The following is an 18,615-nucleotide window of genomic DNA, read 5'->3' as shown; positions in this document are numbered from 1 at the left end:
CCGCTACGGCTTGCGCGCCACCGGCACATCAATATTCTTCAGAATATCGACAAACACTGACGGCTCCTCTTTATTAAACAGCAGCCACACGCGATGACGCGCGCGGGTGATCGCCACGTACAGCAAACGCCGCTCTTCGGCATCCGGGAAATCCTCCGGTACCGGCAGTAATGCTTCTTCCATCACCGACTCACGGGCAGGGGCCGGGAACCCATCGCTCCCCTCTTTCAGCCCGACCACAATGACGTAATCGGCCTGCTGGCCTTTGCTTGCGTGGATGGTCATAAAATCAAGCTGCAGCTTCGGCCAGCGAGTCGCCGCCTTTTCCAGCACCGCAGGTTTTAGATGGTGATAACGGGCCAGCACCAGAATACGTTCATCTGGCTTTGCGTAGCCGCTGAGTTTGTCCAGCAGCGGCTCAAGCTGGTCTTCCGCCAGCAGGGTTACGGCTTTTTTATCTCCCGCCCTCAGACTATTAAGCGGCTTGGCCAGCTGATGGGGGTTCTGCTGAATAAAGCGGTTCGCAATTTCGCCAATTCGGGAGTTAAAGCGGTAGGTAGTATCCAGATCGCTGCGATCGCCTTCGCCAAAATAGTGATGGAACGCGGTGGTCAGTGAAAGCTGCGCGCCGCTAAAGCGGTAGATGGCCTGCCAGTCATCCCCGACGGCAAACAGAGAGGTATGTTTATTTTGCGCCCGTAACGCCGAAAGCAGCGCGGCACGCTGCGGAGAGATATCCTGGAACTCATCAACCAGAATATGTTTCCACGGGCTGACAAAGCGCCCCTTCTCCAGAATGATGATGGCCTGATGGATCAGGCCTGAGAAGTCGACGGCGTTTTCCTCCTTCAGCGCCGTTTTCCAGGCTTTCAGCAGCGGTGCCATCAGTTTGACCCGCTTTGAAAAAAGCGCGCGGATGTCCTCCGGCGCACTCTCAATCATCTCGGCTTGGGTTCCGCCGTGCATGCGCATCAGGCTCACCCAGCGGTCGAGACGCGAGCCAAGCCGACGCGCCAGCTTTTCATCCTGCCAGAAACTGCCTTCCGGCACGTCCCAGTTGAGCTCGTCTTCCAGCCACTGTCGCCACCCTTTCGCCTGCGCTTTTTTCTCGCTGCACTGCTGCCGCCACGCCTTAATAAACAGGGCCTGACGCGCCTGGGTGTCGTTTTCCAGTTTACTGATGGAAGGGACTTTTTTGCTGCCCTGCTGAATGATGTGCAGGGCAAGGGCATGGAAGGTTCGGGCGGTAATATCCCGGGTGTGCAAACGCTCCTGAATGCGTTCGTCCATCTCCTGCGCCGCCTTGCGACCAAACGCCAGCAGCAGGATCTGATCGGCGACGGCCTCGCCCGTTGTCAGCAACCACCCCGCCCGCGCGACCAGTACGGACGTTTTGCCGCTCCCGGCCCCCGCGAGCACCAGCAGCGATTGTTCGCCGTTAACCACGGCGCGAGCCTGGGCAGGATTCAGCGGCGACGACTCCACCGTACTGAAGAAATCGGCATAGCGGGTGAGCATTTCGTCAGTCCACGCCTGGTTATGCGCCAGCCGGCTCTTGTCTGCGTCGCTCAGCCAGGCCTGACACTGTCGCCAGGCGTCACGGCAATTATCAAACTCATTGAGACGCGTCACCGGTAACGGCAGCGCCGTCAGCGCCTGCCTGATTTTTTGCTGCAGACCGGCGGTCTGCTGACGGGTCAGCCATGTTTGTTGGGCATTACTCTGCGCGATATCACTCAGCACCTGCTGCAGGACCTGTGCGGCTATCACGCTCATATCGTGACTCCACTGCTGCCAGAGCTGGTTCAGCTGATGATGAAAACGCTGGGTTTCGCCCCACTCCGTACCGTGAAGACGTACGACTTTATCTGCAGGGAGCACAAACTCCAGTTCGCCCCATACCAGCCCGCGTTTGCAGTGGATGGCCAGGAGTTGATTGAACGGAATGAGGTATTCGTGACGTTCACCGGAGACCTTCACTCCCGCGTTGAGGAGGACAACCTTGTCGTAAGGGTGTTGCGCCAGGCGTTTGCCCATTGAAGTTGCTTTCAGTTCCATATCCAGCCGGATCCACGAAGAGATAATTGCCTGATAGTTTAACTGCCAGTTTTAAGGTGCTCCAGCCTAAAAAAACGTTACAATCATTGGGCGTTAATTTTATCGAAAGGAAGTGAGGGTTTATGCGTACCGTTCTGAATGTGTTGAATTTTGTGCTGGGCGGTTTTGCCACCACCCTTTCCTGGCTTTTTGCCACCCTGGTGAGCATCGTCCTGATTTTTACGCTTCCCCTGACCCGCTCCTGCTGGGAAATCACCAAACTCTCCTTTATCCCTTACGGGAATGAAGCGGTTCACGTTGACGAACTGAACCCGGAGAATAAAAGCGCGCTGATGAACACGGGCGGAACCGTGCTGAACATTCTGTGGCTGATTTTCTTCGGCTGGTGGCTGTGCGTAATGCATATTTTTGCCGGTATTGCGCAGTGCATCACAATCATTGGTATTCCGGTGGGGATCGCGAACTTTAAGATCGCCGCCATCGCTCTGTGGCCTGTCGGGCGCAGGGTAGTTCCGGTCGAAGTGGCCCAGGCGGCGCGTGAAGCGAATGCACGTCGTCGTTTTCAGTGATTAAGGACTGGCCGCGTCTATGCTAAGCCCACTGCTTCGCCGTTACACCTGGAACAGCTCCTGGCTCTATAACGTCAGGATTTTTATCGCACTTTGCGGCACGGTTGCGCTGCCGTGGTGGCTGAACGATGTCAAGCTCACCATTCCGCTCACGCTGGGGGTGGTTGCGGGAGCGCTGGCGGATCTCGACGATCGCCTTGCCGGGCGTCTGCGCAACCTGGTCATCACCCTTATCTGTTTTTTTATTGCCTCCGCGTCCGTGGAGTTGCTGTTCCCGTGGCCATGGCTGTTTGCATTAGGCCTTACGCTTTCCACCAGCGGGTTTATTTTGCTGGGTGGGCTGGGGCAGCGCTATGCCACCATCGCGTTTGGCGCCCTGCTGATTGCCATCTACACCATGCTGGGGGTGTCGCTTTACGACCAATGGTATCAGCAGCCTGTACTGCTGTTGCTGGGGGCCATCTGGTATAACCTGCTGACGTTAACCGGCCATCTGATCTTCCCGGTTCGCCCTCTGCAGGATAACCTTGCCCGCAGTTACGAGCAGTTGGCCCACTATCTTGAGCTCAAATCCCGGCTGTTTGACCCGGATATTGAAGAGGAGAGCCAGGCTCCGCTCTACGATCTGGCTCTGGCGAACGGCCAGCTTGTCGCCACGCTTAACCAGACAAAAGCGTCGTTGCTTACCCGGCTTCGCGGCGACCGTGGCCAGCGAGGGACGCGCAGAACGCTGCACTATTACTTTGCCGCTCAGGATATTCATGAACGCGCCAGCTCGTCTCATGTTCAGTATGCGGCCCTGCGCGAGAAGTTTCGCTACAGCGACGTTATGTTCCGCTTCCAGCGTCTGCTTTCCATGCAGTCCCAAGCGTGCCAGCAGCTGGCGCGCTCCATTCTGCTGCGCACGCCTTATCAACACGATCCACGCTTTGAACGCGTGTTCAGCCATCTTGATGCGGCAATTGACCGCGTGCGAGCCAGCGGAACGTCGCCGGAGCACATCAAAGCGTTGGGATTTTTGCTCAATAACCTGCGGGCGATTGATGCTCAGCTGGCAACGATTGAGTCTGAACAGGCCATGGCGCTACCGGGCAATGAGGCGGACAGTCAGCTCGCGGATGACAGCGTGCACAGTTTTAGCGATATGTGGCTCCGGTTAAGCCGAAACTTTACGCCGGAATCTGCCCTGTTTCGCCATGCGGTACGCATGTCGCTGGTGCTGTGCGTGGGTTACGCCTTTATTCAGATAACCGGTTTACATCACGGGTACTGGATCCTGCTGACCAGCCTGTTCGTCTGCCAGCCGAACTATAACGCTACCCGACACCGCCTGGCGCTGCGTATTATCGGCACGCTGGTGGGGGTCGCAATCGGGCTACCGGTGCTCTATTTTGTGCCCTCGGTGGAAGGCCAGCTGATCCTGATCGTGATCACCGGGGTGCTGTTCTTCGCCTTTCGTAATGTGCAGTACGCCCACGCGACGATGTTCATCACTCTGCTGGTGCTACTCTGCTTTAATCTGCTGGGCGAAGGGTTTGAAGTTGCCCTGCCCCGCGTGATCGATACGCTGCTCGGCTGTGCTATCGCCTGGGCGGCAGTGAGTTTTATCTGGCCCGACTGGCGTTTTCGTAATTTGCCGCGCGTCCTGGACAGGGCGATGAATGCCAACTGCCGCTATCTGGATGCCATTCTTGAACAGTACCACCAGGGACGCGATAACCGTCTGGCTTACCGCATTGCCCGACGTGATGCGCATAACAGCGATGCTGAACTGGCTTCCGTAGTCTCGAATATGTCAACGGAGCCGCGCGCCACGGCAGAAATTCGTGAAACGGCTTTCCGCCTGCTGTGCCTGAACCATACCTTCACCAGCTATATCTCAACGCTCGGTGCCCACCGCGAAAAACTGACAAACCCGGGCATCCTTGCCTTGCTGGATGATGCTGTCTGCTATGTCGATGATGCGCTACATCACCGCCCAGCCGATCAACCGCGTGTCCAGCAGGCGCTGGATGAACTGGCTCAACGGATTGCGCATCTTGACCCAGGAAACGACAGCAAAGCGCCGCTGGTTCTCCAGCAGATTGGTCTGCTTATCGCTCTGCTGCCAGAAATTTGCCGACTGCAACAGCAAATCGCTACCTGGAGGAGCGATTCTCCTGTGGCTCAGGCAGCGCATTAAACCACTCCGTCAGCTCCCGGCGAATTTCCGCCGGGAGTGCCGCTTCATGCAGGCCCTCAATCGCCCCTTCCAGGGCAAACAGTACTTTGATACTGAGCGCTTTATTTTTTGCCCGCAGCTTTAGCCAGCTCGTTCTGGCTCCCAGCGACCGGAGGGTATCTTCGTTGGTAATCCCGGCTTCACAGAGCAGGACTTCCAGCTGAAAAGTCAGGTTGGGCAGATCCTTAAGCCGGTTTCGCTGGTAGCGCTGGATGCGCTCTTTACGCGCGGCATTAAGCGCGTAAGAGGAAAGCTGAAGCAGCCGCTCCCTGTCCTGCCAGAGACCGTCATCCACACGATAATAGTTGAGAAGGATCGGCCGGCCGCGTTTCATTAAGGTCAAAAAGGAGGATCCGTTTTTTACACAGTACTTCGCACTTTCCTCACAGGCGCGAAGGTAAAGCTCACCGTCTGACACCATGGCAAACACCGCCTCATCGACGGCCAGGGTATAGCCACCAAAAAGCGCACGATGATGAATTTCTCCTAATGGAGAGAGGTATTCCTGGGATTTATAAATCCGTTCATAAGATATCTTTTTCATGATATTTCCATTAAAAATCAGATATTAACGACGACATTTCTTACTAACGGATCCGTTAACAGGAAAATAGGCAACTTATTGCCGATGAGCAAGATGATTTTTTCAGGTTCGCCAGGAATGAATGAATTTTGCGAGTCGCTTTCCGAAATTGAGGTTGATCTTTATGCATACAGGGGTTACTGTATATTCATACAGTAACTACAGGGCTGGAATGATTATGTACACTTCAGGCTATGCAAATCGCTCAACATCTTTCTCTTCTACCGCTGGCGATGTCGCACAGAACGCCATCGGGCGTGTTTCGACAGGGCTTATCAGTGAAGTGGTTTATCGTGAAGACCAGCCCCTGTTGACCCAACTTCTGTTACTGCCGCTCTTGCAGCAGCTTGGTCAGCAATCGCGCTGGCAGCTCTGGCTGACGCCGCAGCAGAAACTGAGCCGGGAATGGGTTCAGTCTGCAGGCCTGCCGCTGACGAAGGTCATGCAAATTAACCAACTCTCTCCTTGCGATACGGTTGAGTCGATGATCCGGGCATTACGTACAGGGAATTACAGTGTGGTGATTGGATGGTTATCAGACGAATTGACGGAGCAGGAACATTTTCGCCTCACCGAAGCGGCAGAAGAAGGCAATGCGATCGGCTTTATCATGCGCCCGGTTCGCCAGGATTCTTACCGCAGAGGACAACTTTCTGGGCTAAAAATTCACTCAAATTTGTATCACTGAGCAAATTTAAGAGTTTTCCTGGAATTTTTTTCGACCTTAAGATGCGCTTTTAGTTCCATCGTCCAAAACGGCGGCAAGGCTTGTCTGGTGCGGTTCTTCTTAATTTTATTGCACAAATTTCGTTCAGAAATTGTTAAATAATCGGTATACGGAACTTTTTTTTTCATATGCCTGACGGACTTCACACTTGTAAGTTTTCAGCTACGTTGTAGACTTTACATCGCCAGGGGTGCTCGGCCTAAGCCGAAGATATCGGTAGATTTATATTTGACCACGCCCCCCGGTGAAGGATTTAACCGTGATTCTCGATTGAGATTTTCATGGCGAATTTTGGATGATAACGAGGCGCAAAAAATGAAAAAGACAGCTATCGCGATTGCAGTGGCACTGGCTGGCTTCGCTACCGTAGCGCAGGCCGCTCCGAAAGATAATACCTGGTATGCAGGTGGTAAACTGGGCTGGTCTCAGTTCCATGACACCGGCTGGTACAACAGCGCAAACAACAATGATGGCCCGACTCACGAGAGCCAGCTTGGTGCAGGTGCGTTCGGTGGCTATCAGGTTAACCCGTATGTTGGCTTTGAAATGGGTTACGACTGGTTAGGTCGTATGCCTTACAAAGGCAACGAAACCAATGGCGCTTTCAAAGCTCAGGGCGTTCAGTTGACTGCTAAACTGGGTTACCCAGTAACTGACGATCTGGACGTGTACACCCGTCTGGGCGGCATGGTTTGGCGCGCTGACTCCAGCAACAGCAACGCTGGCGACGACCACGACACTGGTGTTTCCCCAGTATTCGCTGGTGGCGTTGAGTGGGCTATGACCCGTGACATCGCTACCCGTCTGGAATACCAGTGGGTTAACAACATCGGTGACGGTGCTACCGTTGGTGTTCGTCCAGACAACGGCATGCTGAGCGTAGGTGTTTCCTACCGCTTCGGCCAGCAGGAAGATGCAGCACCAGTTGTTGCTCCAGCGCCGGCTCCAGCTCCAGAAGTACAGACCAAGCACTTCACTCTGAAGTCTGACGTTCTGTTCAACTTCAACAAAGCGACCCTGAAACCAGAAGGTCAGCAGGCACTGGATCAGCTGTACACCCAGCTGAGCAACCTGGATCCTAAAGACGGTTCTGTAGTGGTTCTGGGCTTCACCGACCGCATCGGTTCTGACGCTTACAACCAGAAACTGTCTGAGAAACGTGCTCAGTCTGTTGTTGATTACCTGATCTCTAAAGGTATCCCAGCTAACAAGATCTCCCCACGTGGTATGGGCGAATCTAACCCAGTTACTGGCAACACCTGTGACAACGTTAAAGCTCGCGCTGCTCTGATCGACTGCCTGGCACCAGATCGTCGCGTAGAGATCGAAGTTAAAGGCGTTAAAGACGTTGTAACTCAGCCAGCGGCTTAAGTTATCGTCTTATAAAAAAACCCCGCGATGCGGGGTTTTTTATTATCTGAAGAAACTCAAAAGTTATTTTTTACCCAGCAGCGCCTGAAGATCGTTCTTCAGCGTAGACATCTGGTTGGCGTATTTCTCTTTATGCTCGGCATCTTCAATCAACTGCACCACCGTTTCTGACAACGTTTTTCCCCGCCGTTGCGCAAGCCCTGCAAGACGCTGCCAGACCATGAATTCGAGGTCGATGGATTTTTTACGGGTGTGCTGATGCTCAGCATTAAAATGCCGTTTGCGTCGTGCGCGGATAGTTTGCTTCATCCGGTTCAACAGTGCCGGATTGATATGTTTCTCAATCCAGCCATTCACCTGTACCGGTTCATTTTCGAGGGTCAGCAAAATATCCACGGCCTCTTGTGCGGCGCTGGCTTCGATGTAGCAGGTAATCAGCTCCCCTTCTCGGTGCTTCTTGACCAGGTACTTCCATTTCCAGCCGCTTTCGAGATTTTCCAGTTGTTGATATTTCATTGCGATCTCAGTGTTACCACGTAACTCTGTTCAGAATATCAGTTTTTTAGCAATCTGCTGAAAAGAAATCATATCCTGTGAAGCATTGCAGGCGATTCGCTTCCCGAAAACCCCAATCCTGCTTGGGAAGAGCCCCCCGCTTACGGTATACTCCACGGTTTTACATCTGACTAAAAAACATCAACTTTGACCATTACGAAACTTGCATGGCGTGACCTTGTTCCGGATACCGAAAGCTATCAGGAATTGTTTGCACAGCCAGACCTCGCACAAGAACACGAATTCATACTTAGCGATACACAACCGCGTTTGCATTACGCACTGGAGCAGGTGTTAAGCCCGTGGGCGACATCTCCCTTCATGCTGCTCAAAGCCCCGGAAGAAGCCGAGTATTTAACGCTTCTGGGTGATGCCATGCGCCAGTTGCAGCCGGAAGCCAATGCTATTTACGGCGGCCAGTATCGTATTTCAGGACATGATGTCTCTTTCGAACCCGCAGAACAGGCTGATGGCCGTTTTGCGGTAAAGGGCGAAGTGGTATCCGCTAACTGGGCCGAGGCCGAACAACTCTTTGGTTGCCTTCGCCAGTTCAACGGTGAGTTATCGCTGCAACCGGGCCTGGTGCATCGCGCCAATGGCGGCGTACTGATCATTTCCCTGCGTACCCTGCTCTCCCAGCCGCTGCTATGGATGCGCCTGAAAACGATTGTGAGCCAGCAACGATTTGACTGGGTGGGCTATGACGAGTCTCGTCCTCTGCCGGTCTCTGTCCCTTCCATGCCGCTGTCGTTGACCGTGGTGCTGACGGGTGACCGTGAATCGCTGGCTGATTTCCAGGAAATGGAGCCGGAGCTGGCTGCACAGGCGGTGTACAGCGAGTACGAAGACAATATTCAGATTGCTGATGCCGATGACATGGCGCAGTGGTGTCAGTGGGTGATGGCCGTTGCTGCCCGCTTTGCCCTGCCGACGCCTGCGGCTGACGCCTGGCCGGGACTTATCCGCGAAGCGGTTCGCTATACCGGTGACCAGGAGACGCTGCCGCTGTGTCCGCTCTGGATCAGCAAACAGTTGCGTGAAGTGGGTGCAATCAGCGGGAATGGCGCATTTACCGGTGAGCAACTTTCCCAGATGCTGGCCCAAAGAGAGTGGCGGGAAGGCTATCTGGCCGATCGTATGCAGGATGAAATTCTGCTGGAGCAAATTCTGGTCGAGACCGAAGGCGAGCGCATCGGACAGATCAATGCCCTGTCGGTGATTGAATTTCCCGGGCATCCGCGTGCGTTTGGCGAGCCTTCACGCATCAGTTGCGTCGTCCATATTGGCGATGGCGAGTTTACCGACATCGAACGGAAAGCCGAGCTGGGTGGAAACATCCACGCCAAAGGCATGATGATCATGCAGGCGTTCCTGATGTCAGAGCTGCAGCTTGAGCAACAAATCCCCTTCTCTGCCTCGCTGACGTTTGAGCAATCCTACAGCGAAGTGGATGGGGATAGCGCCTCTATGGCCGAGCTGTGTGCCTTAATCAGCGCCCTGGCGGAAGTCCCGATCAATCAGAACATCGCCATTACCGGTTCGGTCGATCAATTTGGTCGTGCCCAGCCTGTGGGGGGCCTGAATGAAAAGATTGAGGGCTTCTTCTCTATTTGTCAGCAACGCGGGTTAAACGGCAAACAGGGTGTGATTATTCCAGCCCCCAACGCACGCCATTTAAGCCTCAGCCAGGCACTGCTGGATGCGGTAGAGCAGGGACAATTCTCCCTCTGGGCCATCGAAGGCGTCGAGGATGCACTACCCTTACTGACAAACCTGGTATGGGACGGTGAGGGACAAACGACCCTGATGCAGACCATCCAGGAGCGCATTGCTCAGGCGACCCAGCAAGATGCTCGTCATCGTTATCCGTGGCCGTTACGCTGGTTAGGTTGGTTTAGTTCAAACTGATCGGACTTGTTCAGCGTACACGTGTTAGCTATCCTGCGTCCTTCACTAAAATAAGGCTTACTGAGAACATGGTAGATAAACGCGAATCCTATACAAAAGAAGATCTTCTTGCCTCTGGTCGCGGTGAACTGTTTGGCGCGAAAGGCCCACAGTTACCGGCCCCGAACATGCTGATGATGGACCGTGTCGTGAAAATGACCGAAACCGGCGGCAACTTCGATAAGGGTTACGTAGAAGCAGAACTCGATATCAATCCGGACCTGTGGTTCTTCGGTTGCCACTTTATTGGCGATCCGGTAATGCCTGGCTGCCTGGGCCTGGATGCGATGTGGCAGCTGGTTGGCTTCTACCTGGGCTGGCTGGGCGGCGAAGGTAAAGGCCGTGCGCTGGGCGTGGGTGAAGTGAAATTCACGGGTCAGGTTCTGCCATCTGCGAAGAAAGTGACCTATCGTATTCACTTCAAACGCATTGTTAACCGCCGCCTGATTATGGGCCTGGCGGATGGCGAAGTGCTGGTAGATGGCCGTCTGATCTATACCGCGAACGACCTGAAAGTGGGCCTGTTCCAGGATACATCTGCTTTCTAAACGCTGCTTTACGCAGCTTCAGAAAGGCGAAACCTCCGCATTGCGGAGGTTTCTGTTTTTAAAGAGACGTTATCAGGCTATGAGTGCCCTGTCGCCGATGGCTTCTCGCCAGCCTCCCAGCCATTGTGACCTTTGATTAATCGTCTGATAAGGACACATTTCTTTAGATCGTCCAGCGATGCCGGCCTGATAACCACGTTGATGAGCCCGTTCCAGGCGATCTCGTTTCTGTCTCTTCATGCCTCGTTTCCCTCATTCTTTTGTCTGGTGGAAAGAAAACAGTGACTGCACAATGCGTGCAGGCACAGATAACGAATACCCCGAATTAGTCGTAGCGTCAACGTTCAAAATTCATACGGATGTCATATTTGTGAGCTAGCCAGAAGATCATTTGTACAAAAATTGTGACCCGGGACAAGTAACGGTCTGACGTAAAACCGAAAAAAAACCGCAATCAGTGGCAGACCGATTGCGGTTTTTGATGTTGAATTTTACTTATGGCAGCCGGGAGATTTCTCTCGCGATGTTGGCCGATTCCTGTGCCCACCCCTGGGCAAGCACTTTCACCATTTCATCATAGCCATCTTTTTGCTGCTTGAGCTCCAGATGGAACGGACGCTTAATCAGCTGTCCCTGATGGTTAAGCAGCCATTCTCCGCTGATGACAACGGCACCGTCATAACGACCATGGAAGCCCGTTACCGTCACGTTCAGCGTGTCCTGGTCGCTTCCAAGAGGCTGGGAGGCGACAACCCAGCCCGGAAGCTGGCTGCTGAGATTCGCCACCAGCGTATTGCGCAACTGTTGATCCAGCGGGCTGGCCCACAGGTTATTATTCGCAATCACATACTGCACATCGCTGGTCTGGTAAACCACCCCGTTGCCGGCCAGATAATCTGGCACAGCCACTTGCTCAACCCACAGCAGACGGTTGCCCTGTGAGGCGGTGCTCTGCGTACCCACCTGCGCCATCAGCGGCAGCTGATAGTAGCTTTTCGTTTCACTCCCTGAGCTACAGGCCGTGAGCACCATCGCACCTACAATCGCTAGCCATTTTTTCATTGTTTCGCCCTCTTCGGCTCAGGATCCTTTTTATCTTTTGCTTCAAACACCAGCGCGTTGCTCTTCTCATTGAGCGTTTTCAGTACGGGCTGCAGTTCACGCAAGACCTGATCAAGACGCTGCATATCTGCCACCATCTTGTTGTAGGCCGCCGAACCAGGCTGGAAGCCCTGCATGCTACGGTTCAGTTCACGCAGCGTTTTCTGCATATCCTGCGGCAACTGCTGCATGCTCTGGCTTGCCGTGAGCTTATTGATGTTATCCAGCGTGGTTTGCAGACGCTGCATCGTCTCCTGGCTCTGATGCAACGAGCCTGTCGCCGCTTCAATCATCGGATTCAGTGGCAGATTGTTGATCTTATCCAGTGTTTCCATCAGACGCTGCTGGATTTGAGCCAGACCGCTGCTCACCGTTGGAATGATCTTGTAGCCGCCAAATTCACGGATACCAGTAATCGGCGGAGCTTTTGGATAGAAATCCATATCCACATACAGCGCACCAGTCACCAGGTTGCCAGTCTTCAGCGAGCCGCGCAGGCCACGGTTCATTAAATCGGTAATATGCGCGCCGATATCCTGATTCTCGCCAATCTGGTTAACCAGACGCTCTGGCTCAATGCGGATCAGCACCGGAATACGATAGTCATCATCAAGTACTTGCTGAAGTCCCGGCACAAAGAACGGCACCTGTCCGACCGTACCCAGACGAATACCGCGGAACTCAACGGGCGCCCCTGGCTGCAGGCCGCGGACGGAATCTTTAAAGAACATCAGGTAATCAATGTGATCGGTATAGAGCGCGTCCTGAATGCTTCTTTGATCGTCAAAGAGCCTGAAGGCCGTTTTCTCGGCCACCGGCTGCCCCAGATCCAGCCCTTCCGGCACGTCAAAGCTGACGCCGCCGCCAAACAGGGTGGTCAGCGACCCCATTTCAACGCGCATACCTGCTGAGGTGAGATCGACCGCGATCCCGCTGTCTTTCCAGAAGCGTACGTTGCTGGTCACCAGACGATCGTTTGGCGCATTGATGAACAGCTGATAGCTGATGGTCCTTTTTTGCGGATCAAAGGTGCTGGTCTCGACCGAGCCAACACGATAGCCGCGGAACAACACCGGATCGCCAGGTGAGAGCTGGCCCGCTTTTTTACTGTCGAGAATCACGCGGATCCCTTTTGCATCAGGCGGCGCTAGCGGTGGAGAGTCTAAAAGCTGATACTGGGCTGGCTGCGCCCCTTTTGCCCCCGGCTGTAGCTCAATATACGCGCCCGAGAGCAGCGTGCCTAAACCACTGATCCCTTCCCGTCCGACCTGCGGTTTAACCACCCAAAAAACGGAATCACCGTGAAGCAGCTTTTCCATCCCGGCATTTAACCGCGCTTTAATTTCTACGTGCGTTAAATCATCCGTCAGGGTGGCGCTTTCAACCACCCCTACATCCACGCTGCGGCTTTTGATGGTCGTTTTACCGCCCTCAATCCCCTCGGCATTGGTGGTGATGAGCGTCACTTCCGGTCCCTGATGGCTGTAATGATAAAACAGGATCCATGCACCGATCAGCGCCGTCACGATGGGAAAAATCCACACCGGTGACCAGTTTTTGACCTTCTGCACTTTCGCCTCTCCACTCTTATTTTCCATGCTCTTACTCTTCCTCATGGCTTGATTCAGGCTCACGATCCCACGATAAACGAGGGTCGAAGGTCATGGCCGCAAACATGGTCATAATTACGACCAGCGCAAACATTAAAGCCCCCATCGCAGGATAAATACTCATCAAACCGCCCATCCGCACCAGTGCAGAGAGAACGGCAATGACAAACACGTCAATCATTGACCAGCGTCCAACAAACTCGACAACTTCATAAATGAGGTGCATGCGTTCGCTGTCGCGTTTGCCGTGCCCTTTCGCATCCCAGCAGAGCCAGGCAATCGCGATCATTTTTAAGGTAGGCACCATAATACTGGCGATAAAAATCACCCCAGCCACCGGATAAGATCCCTCGCCCCACAGCAATATCACCCCGGCGAGGATCGTCGAGGGCATTTTGTCACCGAGCAAATCGGTGATCATAATCGGCAGAATATTCGCGGGAAGATACAGCATGACAGAGGTCACCAGCAGCGCCATGGTCCACTGCAGGCTATTTTTGCGTCGCACATGGCCTTTGGTTTCACAGCGTGGGCAGACGTCCAGATCCGCGGGCAGCACGGCAGTACAGCAGGAGCAAGAGCGCAGCCCCTGGCGGATCCCCGGCACGCCAACCTTCACCGTCTGGGCAAGCGTGGGAGCCGGAGCGATATCATCCCATGCCCAACGTCGGTCAACGCACTGGAATGCGCGCAGCTGCAGCACACAATAGAGACACCACGGGATAAAGCTGCTGCCAATCCCCACGTCACCGTAGGCCATCAGCTTTACGAAGCTGACCAGAATACCCGCCAGAAAAATCTCGGCCATCCCCCAGCTTTTAAGCTGAAACAGGACTCGCGCCAGTTTGATTTTCAGGGCTGCGGGCATTTTTACGCGGTTGACCAGCAAAAGGATGACAACCAGACAAAAAGCCGGAACGATCTGCACAAACAGAAGGAAGAAGGTGCCGAGGCTGGCGTAATCTTCCGAGAACATCACCCCCGGAATTTCAAGCAGATCAACCTGGCTTGTCATCCCTCCCACCTTCATATAGATGAAGGGGAAGAGATTAGAGAGCAGCAACATGAACAACGCGGCCAGCGCATACGCCGTGGGACGCTGTCTTGGCGCGTCCCATTCGGTTGTCAACGTTGTGCCGCAACGCGGGCACAGGGCCTTATGTCCGTGACCAAGCTCTGGCAACGCCACGAGCATATCGCATTGCGAGCATAGTATATGCCTGTCGGCATGGTGCTGGTCACACATATGTTATCCCTGTTTATGCGCCGTTTTTCAGAGACTCAAGGTACTCCCAGCGCTCAAATGCTTCTTCCAGAGCTTTTTCAGCTGCGGACAATTCGGCCAGGACTTTTTGAGTATAGTCGTGCGATTGGGTGAAGAAGGATGCATCGGCAACCTGCGCTTGCAGCGCCTCCAGCGCGGCCTCCAGCTCCTCAAGACGCTGAGGCAAACCCTCCAGTTCGCGCTGCAGGTTATAGCTTAGTTTAGCCGAGGTTTTCTTGACAGTTTCTGCTTTTGTTACAACAGGTTCAGTCGTTGTTTTAGACTTCGCCTGTTTTTGCGCCAGCGACTGTGCCTGCTGCCCTTTCGCGTCGTGGTAGCCACCCACATATTGACCAATCCGCCCTTCGCCTTCGAAGATCCAGCATTCGGTCACGGTGTTGTCAACGAACTGACGGTCGTGGCTCACCAGCATCACGGTGCCCTGATAACCATCGATCAGCTCTTCCAGCAGTTCGAGCGTTTCGACATCCAGGTCGTTGGTTGGTTCATCGAGAATCAACAGGTTGCTTGGTTTCAGGAATAACCGCGCCAGCAGAAGACGGTTTCGCTCACCGCCAGACAGCGCACGCACCGGGGTCATCGCCCGTTTAGGATGGAACAGGAAGTCCTGGAGATAGCCCAGCACATGGCGCGGCTTACCGTTTACCATGACCTCTTGCTTACCTTCGGCAAGGTTATCCATCACCGTTCTGTCCGGATCCAGCTCCGCGCGGTGCTGGTCAAAATAGGCCACTTCCAGTTTGGTACCGCAGTGAATTCGGCCGCTATCCGCCTGCAACTGGCCCAGCATCAGCTTCAGCAGCGTGGTTTTACCGCAGCCATTGGGGCCAATCAGGGCGATTTTATCCCCGCGCTGAACCTGGGCGGAGAAGTCTTTCACCAGCACTTTCCCGTCAACCTGGTAGTTAACATTTTCCATCTCGAAGACGATCTTGCCGGAACGGGAGGCCTCTTCTACCTGCATTTTGGCGCTGCCCATCACTTCGCGACGTTCGCTGCGTTCACGACGCATCGCTTTCAGGGCGCGAACACGACCTTCGTTGCGGGTACGGCGGGCTTTGATCCCCTGACGGATCCACACCTCTTCCTGCGCCAGTTTGCGGTCGAATTCGGCGTTTTGCAGCTCTTCTACGCGCAGGTTTTCTTCTTTTTCCAGCAGATAAGTATCGTAATCGCCGGGATAGGTGACCAGCTTGCCACGATCGAGATCGACAATGCGCGTCGCCATATTGCGAATGAAGGAACGGTCGTGGGAGATGAAGATAATGGTACCGCTGAAAGTTTTCAGGAACCCTTCAAGCCAGTCGATCGCTTCAATGTCCAGGTGGTTGGTTGGTTCATCCAGCAGCAGCACCTTCGGCCCGCTGACCAGCGCGCGGCCCAGTGCCGCCTTACGCAACCAGCCGCCAGATAGCGCAGACAGCTGCATATCCGGCTCCAGGCCCAGCTGAGCCAGCACCTCGTTAATACGGTTCTCCAGCTGCCACAGGCCGTGATGATCGAGCATCTCCTGGACTTTCGCCAGTTCGTTAAGATTTTTGTCGCTCGGGTCGGTCATCACCAGATGAGAAATCTCGTGATAGCGCTTCAGGTATTCAGCCTGCTCCGAAATCCCTTCCGCCACGAAATCGTACACGCTGCCGGTGACATGACGCGGCGGATCCTGCTGCAGACGGGAGACAATCAGATCCTGCTCGTAAACAATACGCCCGTCATCCAGACCCTGCTCGCGGTTGAGGATTTTCATCAGCGTGGATTTACCCGCGCCGTTACGGCCCACCAGACAGACGCGTTCGTTGTCTTCGATGTGCAGTTCAGCATTATCGAGAAGCGGTGAGTCGCTGAAGGAGAGCCACGCACCGTGCATACTAATTAAAGACATTTATTTTTCCTTTCAGGCCGCGGTGATAAGCCAGCAGTTATGGATCTGACGATTACGGGCAAAGTCCTGAGACAGCGTTTTTTGGCTAATTTCTTGTGCTTTCAGTCCCAGAGCGGCCAGGCCGTCGTGATCCATGCGGAAACCGCGTTTGTTATTCGAGAACATAATCGTGCCGCCTTTACGCAGAAGGCGCTTCAGGTCGGTCATCAGGCGCAGGTGATCGCGTTGTACATCAAAGCTATCCTCCATACGCTTGGAGTTGGAGAACGTTGGCGGATCGATGAAGATCAGATCGAACTGTTCATCGGTGTCACGCAGCCAGCCCAGGACATCGGCCTGCATCAGACGATGCTGGCGTCCGGTCAGGCCATTGAGACGCAGGTTGCGCTCCGCCCACTCCAGATAGGTGCGCGACATATCCACCGTAGTGGTGCTGCGCGCGCCGCCCAGGCCCGCGTGCACGCTGGCGCTACCGGTGTAGGAAAAGAGGTTAAGGAAATCCTTACCTTTGCTCATCTGGCCCAGCATACGACGGGCAATGCGGTGGTCGAGGAACAGCCCGGTATCGAGGTAATCCGTCAGGTTAACCCACAGGCGAGCGTTGTATTCGCCCACTTCAATAAAGTCGCCCTTCTCACCCATCTTCTGATACTGGTTTTTCCCTTTCTGACGCTCGCGGGTTTTCAGCACCAGTTTGTTTGGCGCGATGCCAAGCACGGCAATCGTCGCTGCGATCACGTCCAGCATGCGCTGGCGCGCTTTTTGCGCATCAATGGTTTTTGGTGGAGCATATTCCTGAATCACCACCCAGTCTGCATAGCGGTCAACCGCCACGTTGTACTCCGGCAGATCGGCGTCATACAGGCGATAGCATTCAATGCCTTCCTGTTTGGCCCATTTTTCAAATTTCTTCAGGTTCTTGCGCAGACGGTTAGCGTAATCTTCCGCCACGCCCGACGGTTTGCTGTCCGCCGCTTTCTCCGCCAGATGGTAGTTTTTCTGCACACAGTCCAGCGGGCCGTTCTTCGCCTTAAACTGGCGATCGGCACGCAGCTGCAGACAGCTCAGCAGTTCTGGTGAAGCGCTAAACAGGGAGAGATTCCAGCCGCCAAAGTAGTCTTTCATATTGCGGCCCAGCAGGCTGTGCAGGGCAATCAACGCCGGTTCGCTATCCAGACGCTCGCCGTATGGCGGGTTGCTGATAACGGTACCGTAGGGGCCTTTCGGCAGCGGGTTGGTCAGGTTCGCGACATCTTTCACGTCAAAGGTCACCAGCTCACCGATACCTGCGCGACGGGCATTGCTGCGCGCGCGTTCAATGACGCGCGGGTCGCTGTCAGAGCCATAGAAATGCGAGGTATACTCCGCCAGGCCTTTACGCGCACGGGCCTGCGCTTCGGCTTTGACCTCTTTCCAGAGCGCTTCATCGTGCTGCGCCCAGCCGCTAAAGCCCCAGTGGCCACGATGCAGGCCGGGAGCGCGGTCGGTGGCCAGCATCGCAGCTTCAATCAGCAGCGTACCGGAACCACACATTGGGTCGAGCAGCGGCGTGCCCGGCAGCCAGCCGGAGCGCATCACGATGGCGGCAGCCAGCGTTTCTTTGATGGGCGCCATACCGGTGCGATCGCGGTAGCCACGCAGATGCAGACCTGCCCCGCTCAGATCCAGAGAGATGCTGGCGGTATCGCCATTGAGCCAGACGTTAATGCGCAGATCCGGGTTTTCACGATCGACGTTTGGTCGTTCTTTGTTTTTACGGGTAAAGCAGTCCACGATGGCATCTTTCACGCGCAGCGCGCCGTACTGGCTGTTGCGGATCTCATCGTTTACACCGTTAAAATGCACCGCGAAGGTCGCGTCTGGCGTGAAGATCTCTGTCCAGTCGATCATCTGTACGCCGGTATAGAGATCAAGATCGCTGTAGACCTTGCACTCTTTCATCGGCAGCATGATGCGCGACGCCAGGCGGCTCCACATCAGGCTCTGGTAAATAAGCCGTGTGTCGCCCTCAAAATGGACACCACCCTGAACCACCTGGCACTCTTGCGCGCCCAGGGCTTCCAGTTCAGTTTTTAACAGCTCTTCCAGCCCACGGGCCGTACTGGCAAACAGAGAATTCATATCGTCACTTTTACTCTAAGAAAATTGTCGCGCATTA

At 54.6% G+C, this 18,615-nt stretch carries 15 protein-coding genes; 6 read left to right on the top strand and 9 right to left on the bottom strand.

The annotated features are described in order from the left end of the window. Nucleotides 1–3: 3 nt before the first annotated feature. Complete coding sequence (helD, locus tag ACMWKA_RS02085) at nt 4–2,058, bottom strand: DNA helicase IV (RefSeq protein WP_248068424.1); 2,055 nt, start codon at nt 2,056–2,058, stop codon at nt 4–6. A 122-nt stretch (nt 2,059–2,180) separates the two neighbouring features. On the opposite strand from helD, the gene ACMWKA_RS02080 reads away from it, so the two are divergent. Then, a complete protein-coding gene (locus ACMWKA_RS02080; protein ID WP_013097253.1) occupies nt 2,181–2,627 on the top strand; it encodes a YccF domain-containing protein in 447 nt (148 codons plus the stop codon). Nucleotides 2,628–2,646: 19 nt separating this feature from the next. Next, the gene (gene yccS, locus ACMWKA_RS02075) at nt 2,647–4,809 is read left to right on the top strand and encodes a YccS family putative transporter (protein WP_013097254.1); all 2,163 of its coding nucleotides are present in this window, start codon (nt 2,647–2,649) and stop codon (nt 4,807–4,809) included. Here the strand turns inward: yccS and ACMWKA_RS02070 are convergent. Beyond that, nucleotides 4,766–5,392 (bottom strand): TfoX/Sxy family DNA transformation protein, encoded by a 627-nt coding sequence (locus ACMWKA_RS02070; protein ID WP_013097255.1) that lies wholly within the window; start codon nt 5,390–5,392, stop codon nt 4,766–4,768. The genes yccS and ACMWKA_RS02070 overlap by 44 nt on opposite strands. Before the next feature lie 217 nt (nt 5,393–5,609). Between ACMWKA_RS02070 and sulA the strand changes: the two genes are divergently transcribed. Together sulA and ompA are read left to right on the top strand one after the other, a co-directional pair. After that, a complete protein-coding gene (gene sulA / locus ACMWKA_RS02065; RefSeq protein ID WP_414759949.1) occupies nt 5,610–6,119 on the top strand; it encodes an SOS-induced cell division inhibitor SulA in 510 nt (169 codons plus the stop codon). A gap of 354 nt (nt 6,120–6,473) precedes the next feature. Then, entirely contained in the window at nt 6,474–7,529 is a 1,056-nt protein-coding gene (gene ompA / locus ACMWKA_RS02060) for a porin OmpA (protein ID WP_044158562.1), read from the top strand. A gap of 63 nt (nt 7,530–7,592) precedes the next feature. On the opposite strand, the gene matP is transcribed toward ompA, so the two are convergent. Continuing rightward, nucleotides 7,593–8,045 (bottom strand): macrodomain Ter protein MatP, encoded by a 453-nt coding sequence (matP, locus tag ACMWKA_RS02055; protein ID WP_013097258.1) that lies wholly within the window; start codon nt 8,043–8,045, stop codon nt 7,593–7,595. A gap of 186 nt (nt 8,046–8,231) precedes the next feature. Between matP and ACMWKA_RS02050 the strand changes: the two genes are divergently transcribed. Next, complete coding sequence (locus ACMWKA_RS02050) at nt 8,232–9,992, top strand: AAA family ATPase (protein WP_038985584.1); 1,761 nt, start codon at nt 8,232–8,234, stop codon at nt 9,990–9,992. A 68-nt stretch (nt 9,993–10,060) separates the two neighbouring features. After that, on the top strand, nt 10,061–10,579 hold the full coding sequence (gene fabA / locus ACMWKA_RS02045) for a bifunctional 3-hydroxydecanoyl-ACP dehydratase/trans-2-decenoyl-ACP isomerase (protein ID WP_013097260.1): 519 nt from the start codon (nt 10,061–10,063) through the stop codon (nt 10,577–10,579). Nucleotides 10,580–10,651: 72 nt separating this feature from the next. Here fabA and rmf read toward each other — a convergent pair whose 3' ends face one another. The 6 genes from rmf to rlmKL all read right to left on the bottom strand — a co-directional run bounded on the left by rmf (nt 10,652) and on the right by rlmKL (nt 18,578). Further along, nucleotides 10,652–10,819: a ribosome modulation factor gene (gene rmf, locus ACMWKA_RS02040; RefSeq protein WP_013097261.1), complete on the bottom strand. Its 168-nt coding sequence runs from the start codon at nt 10,817–10,819 to the stop codon at nt 10,652–10,654. 255 nt (nt 10,820–11,074) lie between these two features. Further along, nucleotides 11,075–11,641, bottom strand: coding sequence for a membrane integrity-associated transporter subunit PqiC (pqiC, locus tag ACMWKA_RS02035; protein ID WP_013097262.1), 567 nt, complete (start codon nt 11,639–11,641; stop codon nt 11,075–11,077). After that, entirely contained in the window at nt 11,638–13,278 is a 1,641-nt protein-coding gene (pqiB, locus tag ACMWKA_RS02030) for an intermembrane transport protein PqiB (RefSeq protein WP_013097263.1), read from the bottom strand. Before pqiB ends, pqiC begins: the two co-directional genes overlap by 4 nt. A gap of 4 nt (nt 13,279–13,282) precedes the next feature. Next, entirely contained in the window at nt 13,283–14,536 is a 1,254-nt protein-coding gene (gene pqiA / locus ACMWKA_RS02025) for a membrane integrity-associated transporter subunit PqiA (RefSeq protein WP_028027912.1), read from the bottom strand. A gap of 13 nt (nt 14,537–14,549) precedes the next feature. Next, nucleotides 14,550–16,457: an ABC transporter ATP-binding protein gene (locus ACMWKA_RS02020; RefSeq protein ID WP_029883226.1), complete on the bottom strand. Its 1,908-nt coding sequence runs from the start codon at nt 16,455–16,457 to the stop codon at nt 14,550–14,552. A gap of 12 nt (nt 16,458–16,469) precedes the next feature. Further along, complete coding sequence (gene rlmKL, locus ACMWKA_RS02015; protein WP_048972447.1) at nt 16,470–18,578, bottom strand: bifunctional 23S rRNA (guanine(2069)-N(7))-methyltransferase RlmK/23S rRNA (guanine(2445)-N(2))-methyltransferase RlmL; 2,109 nt, start codon at nt 18,576–18,578, stop codon at nt 16,470–16,472. Nucleotides 18,579–18,615: the final 37 nt, after the last annotated feature.

It is taken from the genome of Enterobacter sp. 03-F-07-AD-ECC (assembly GCF_047530935.1).
Taxonomy (GTDB): Bacteria; Pseudomonadota; Gammaproteobacteria; order Enterobacterales; family Enterobacteriaceae; genus Enterobacter; species Enterobacter cloacae.
This window is presented reverse-complemented; position numbering and strand designations above follow the sequence as displayed.

What these genes read in the sequence shown, in the direction of transcription:
- helD (WP_248068424.1), bottom strand. Translation starts at nt 2,058, where the DNA reads ATGGAACTGAAAGCAACTTCAATGGGCAAACGCCTGGCGCAACACCCT.
- ACMWKA_RS02080 (WP_013097253.1), top strand. Translation starts at nt 2,181, where the DNA reads ATGCGTACCGTTCTGAATGTGTTGAATTTTGTGCTGGGCGGTTTTGCC.
- yccS (WP_013097254.1), top strand. Translation starts at nt 2,647, where the DNA reads ATGCTAAGCCCACTGCTTCGCCGTTACACCTGGAACAGCTCCTGGCTC.
- ACMWKA_RS02070 (WP_013097255.1), bottom strand. Translation starts at nt 5,392, where the DNA reads ATGAAAAAGATATCTTATGAACGGATTTATAAATCCCAGGAATACCTC.
- sulA (WP_414759949.1), top strand. Translation starts at nt 5,610, where the DNA reads ATGTACACTTCAGGCTATGCAAATCGCTCAACATCTTTCTCTTCTACC.
- ompA (WP_044158562.1), top strand. Translation starts at nt 6,474, where the DNA reads ATGAAAAAGACAGCTATCGCGATTGCAGTGGCACTGGCTGGCTTCGCT.
- matP (WP_013097258.1), bottom strand. Translation starts at nt 8,045, where the DNA reads ATGAAATATCAACAACTGGAAAATCTCGAAAGCGGCTGGAAATGGAAG.
- fabA (WP_013097260.1), top strand. Translation starts at nt 10,061, where the DNA reads ATGGTAGATAAACGCGAATCCTATACAAAAGAAGATCTTCTTGCCTCT.
- rmf (WP_013097261.1), bottom strand. Translation starts at nt 10,819, where the DNA reads ATGAAGAGACAGAAACGAGATCGCCTGGAACGGGCTCATCAACGTGGT.
- pqiC (WP_013097262.1), bottom strand. Translation starts at nt 11,641, where the DNA reads ATGAAAAAATGGCTAGCGATTGTAGGTGCGATGGTGCTCACGGCCTGT.
- pqiB (WP_013097263.1), bottom strand. Translation starts at nt 13,278, where the DNA reads ATGGAAAATAAGAGTGGAGAGGCGAAAGTGCAGAAGGTCAAAAACTGG.
- pqiA (WP_028027912.1), bottom strand. Translation starts at nt 14,536, where the DNA reads ATGTGTGACCAGCACCATGCCGACAGGCATATACTATGCTCGCAATGC.
- ACMWKA_RS02020 (WP_029883226.1), bottom strand. Translation starts at nt 16,457, where the DNA reads ATGTCTTTAATTAGTATGCACGGTGCGTGGCTCTCCTTCAGCGACTCA.
- rlmKL (WP_048972447.1), bottom strand. Translation starts at nt 18,578, where the DNA reads ATGAATTCTCTGTTTGCCAGTACGGCCCGTGGGCTGGAAGAGCTGTTA.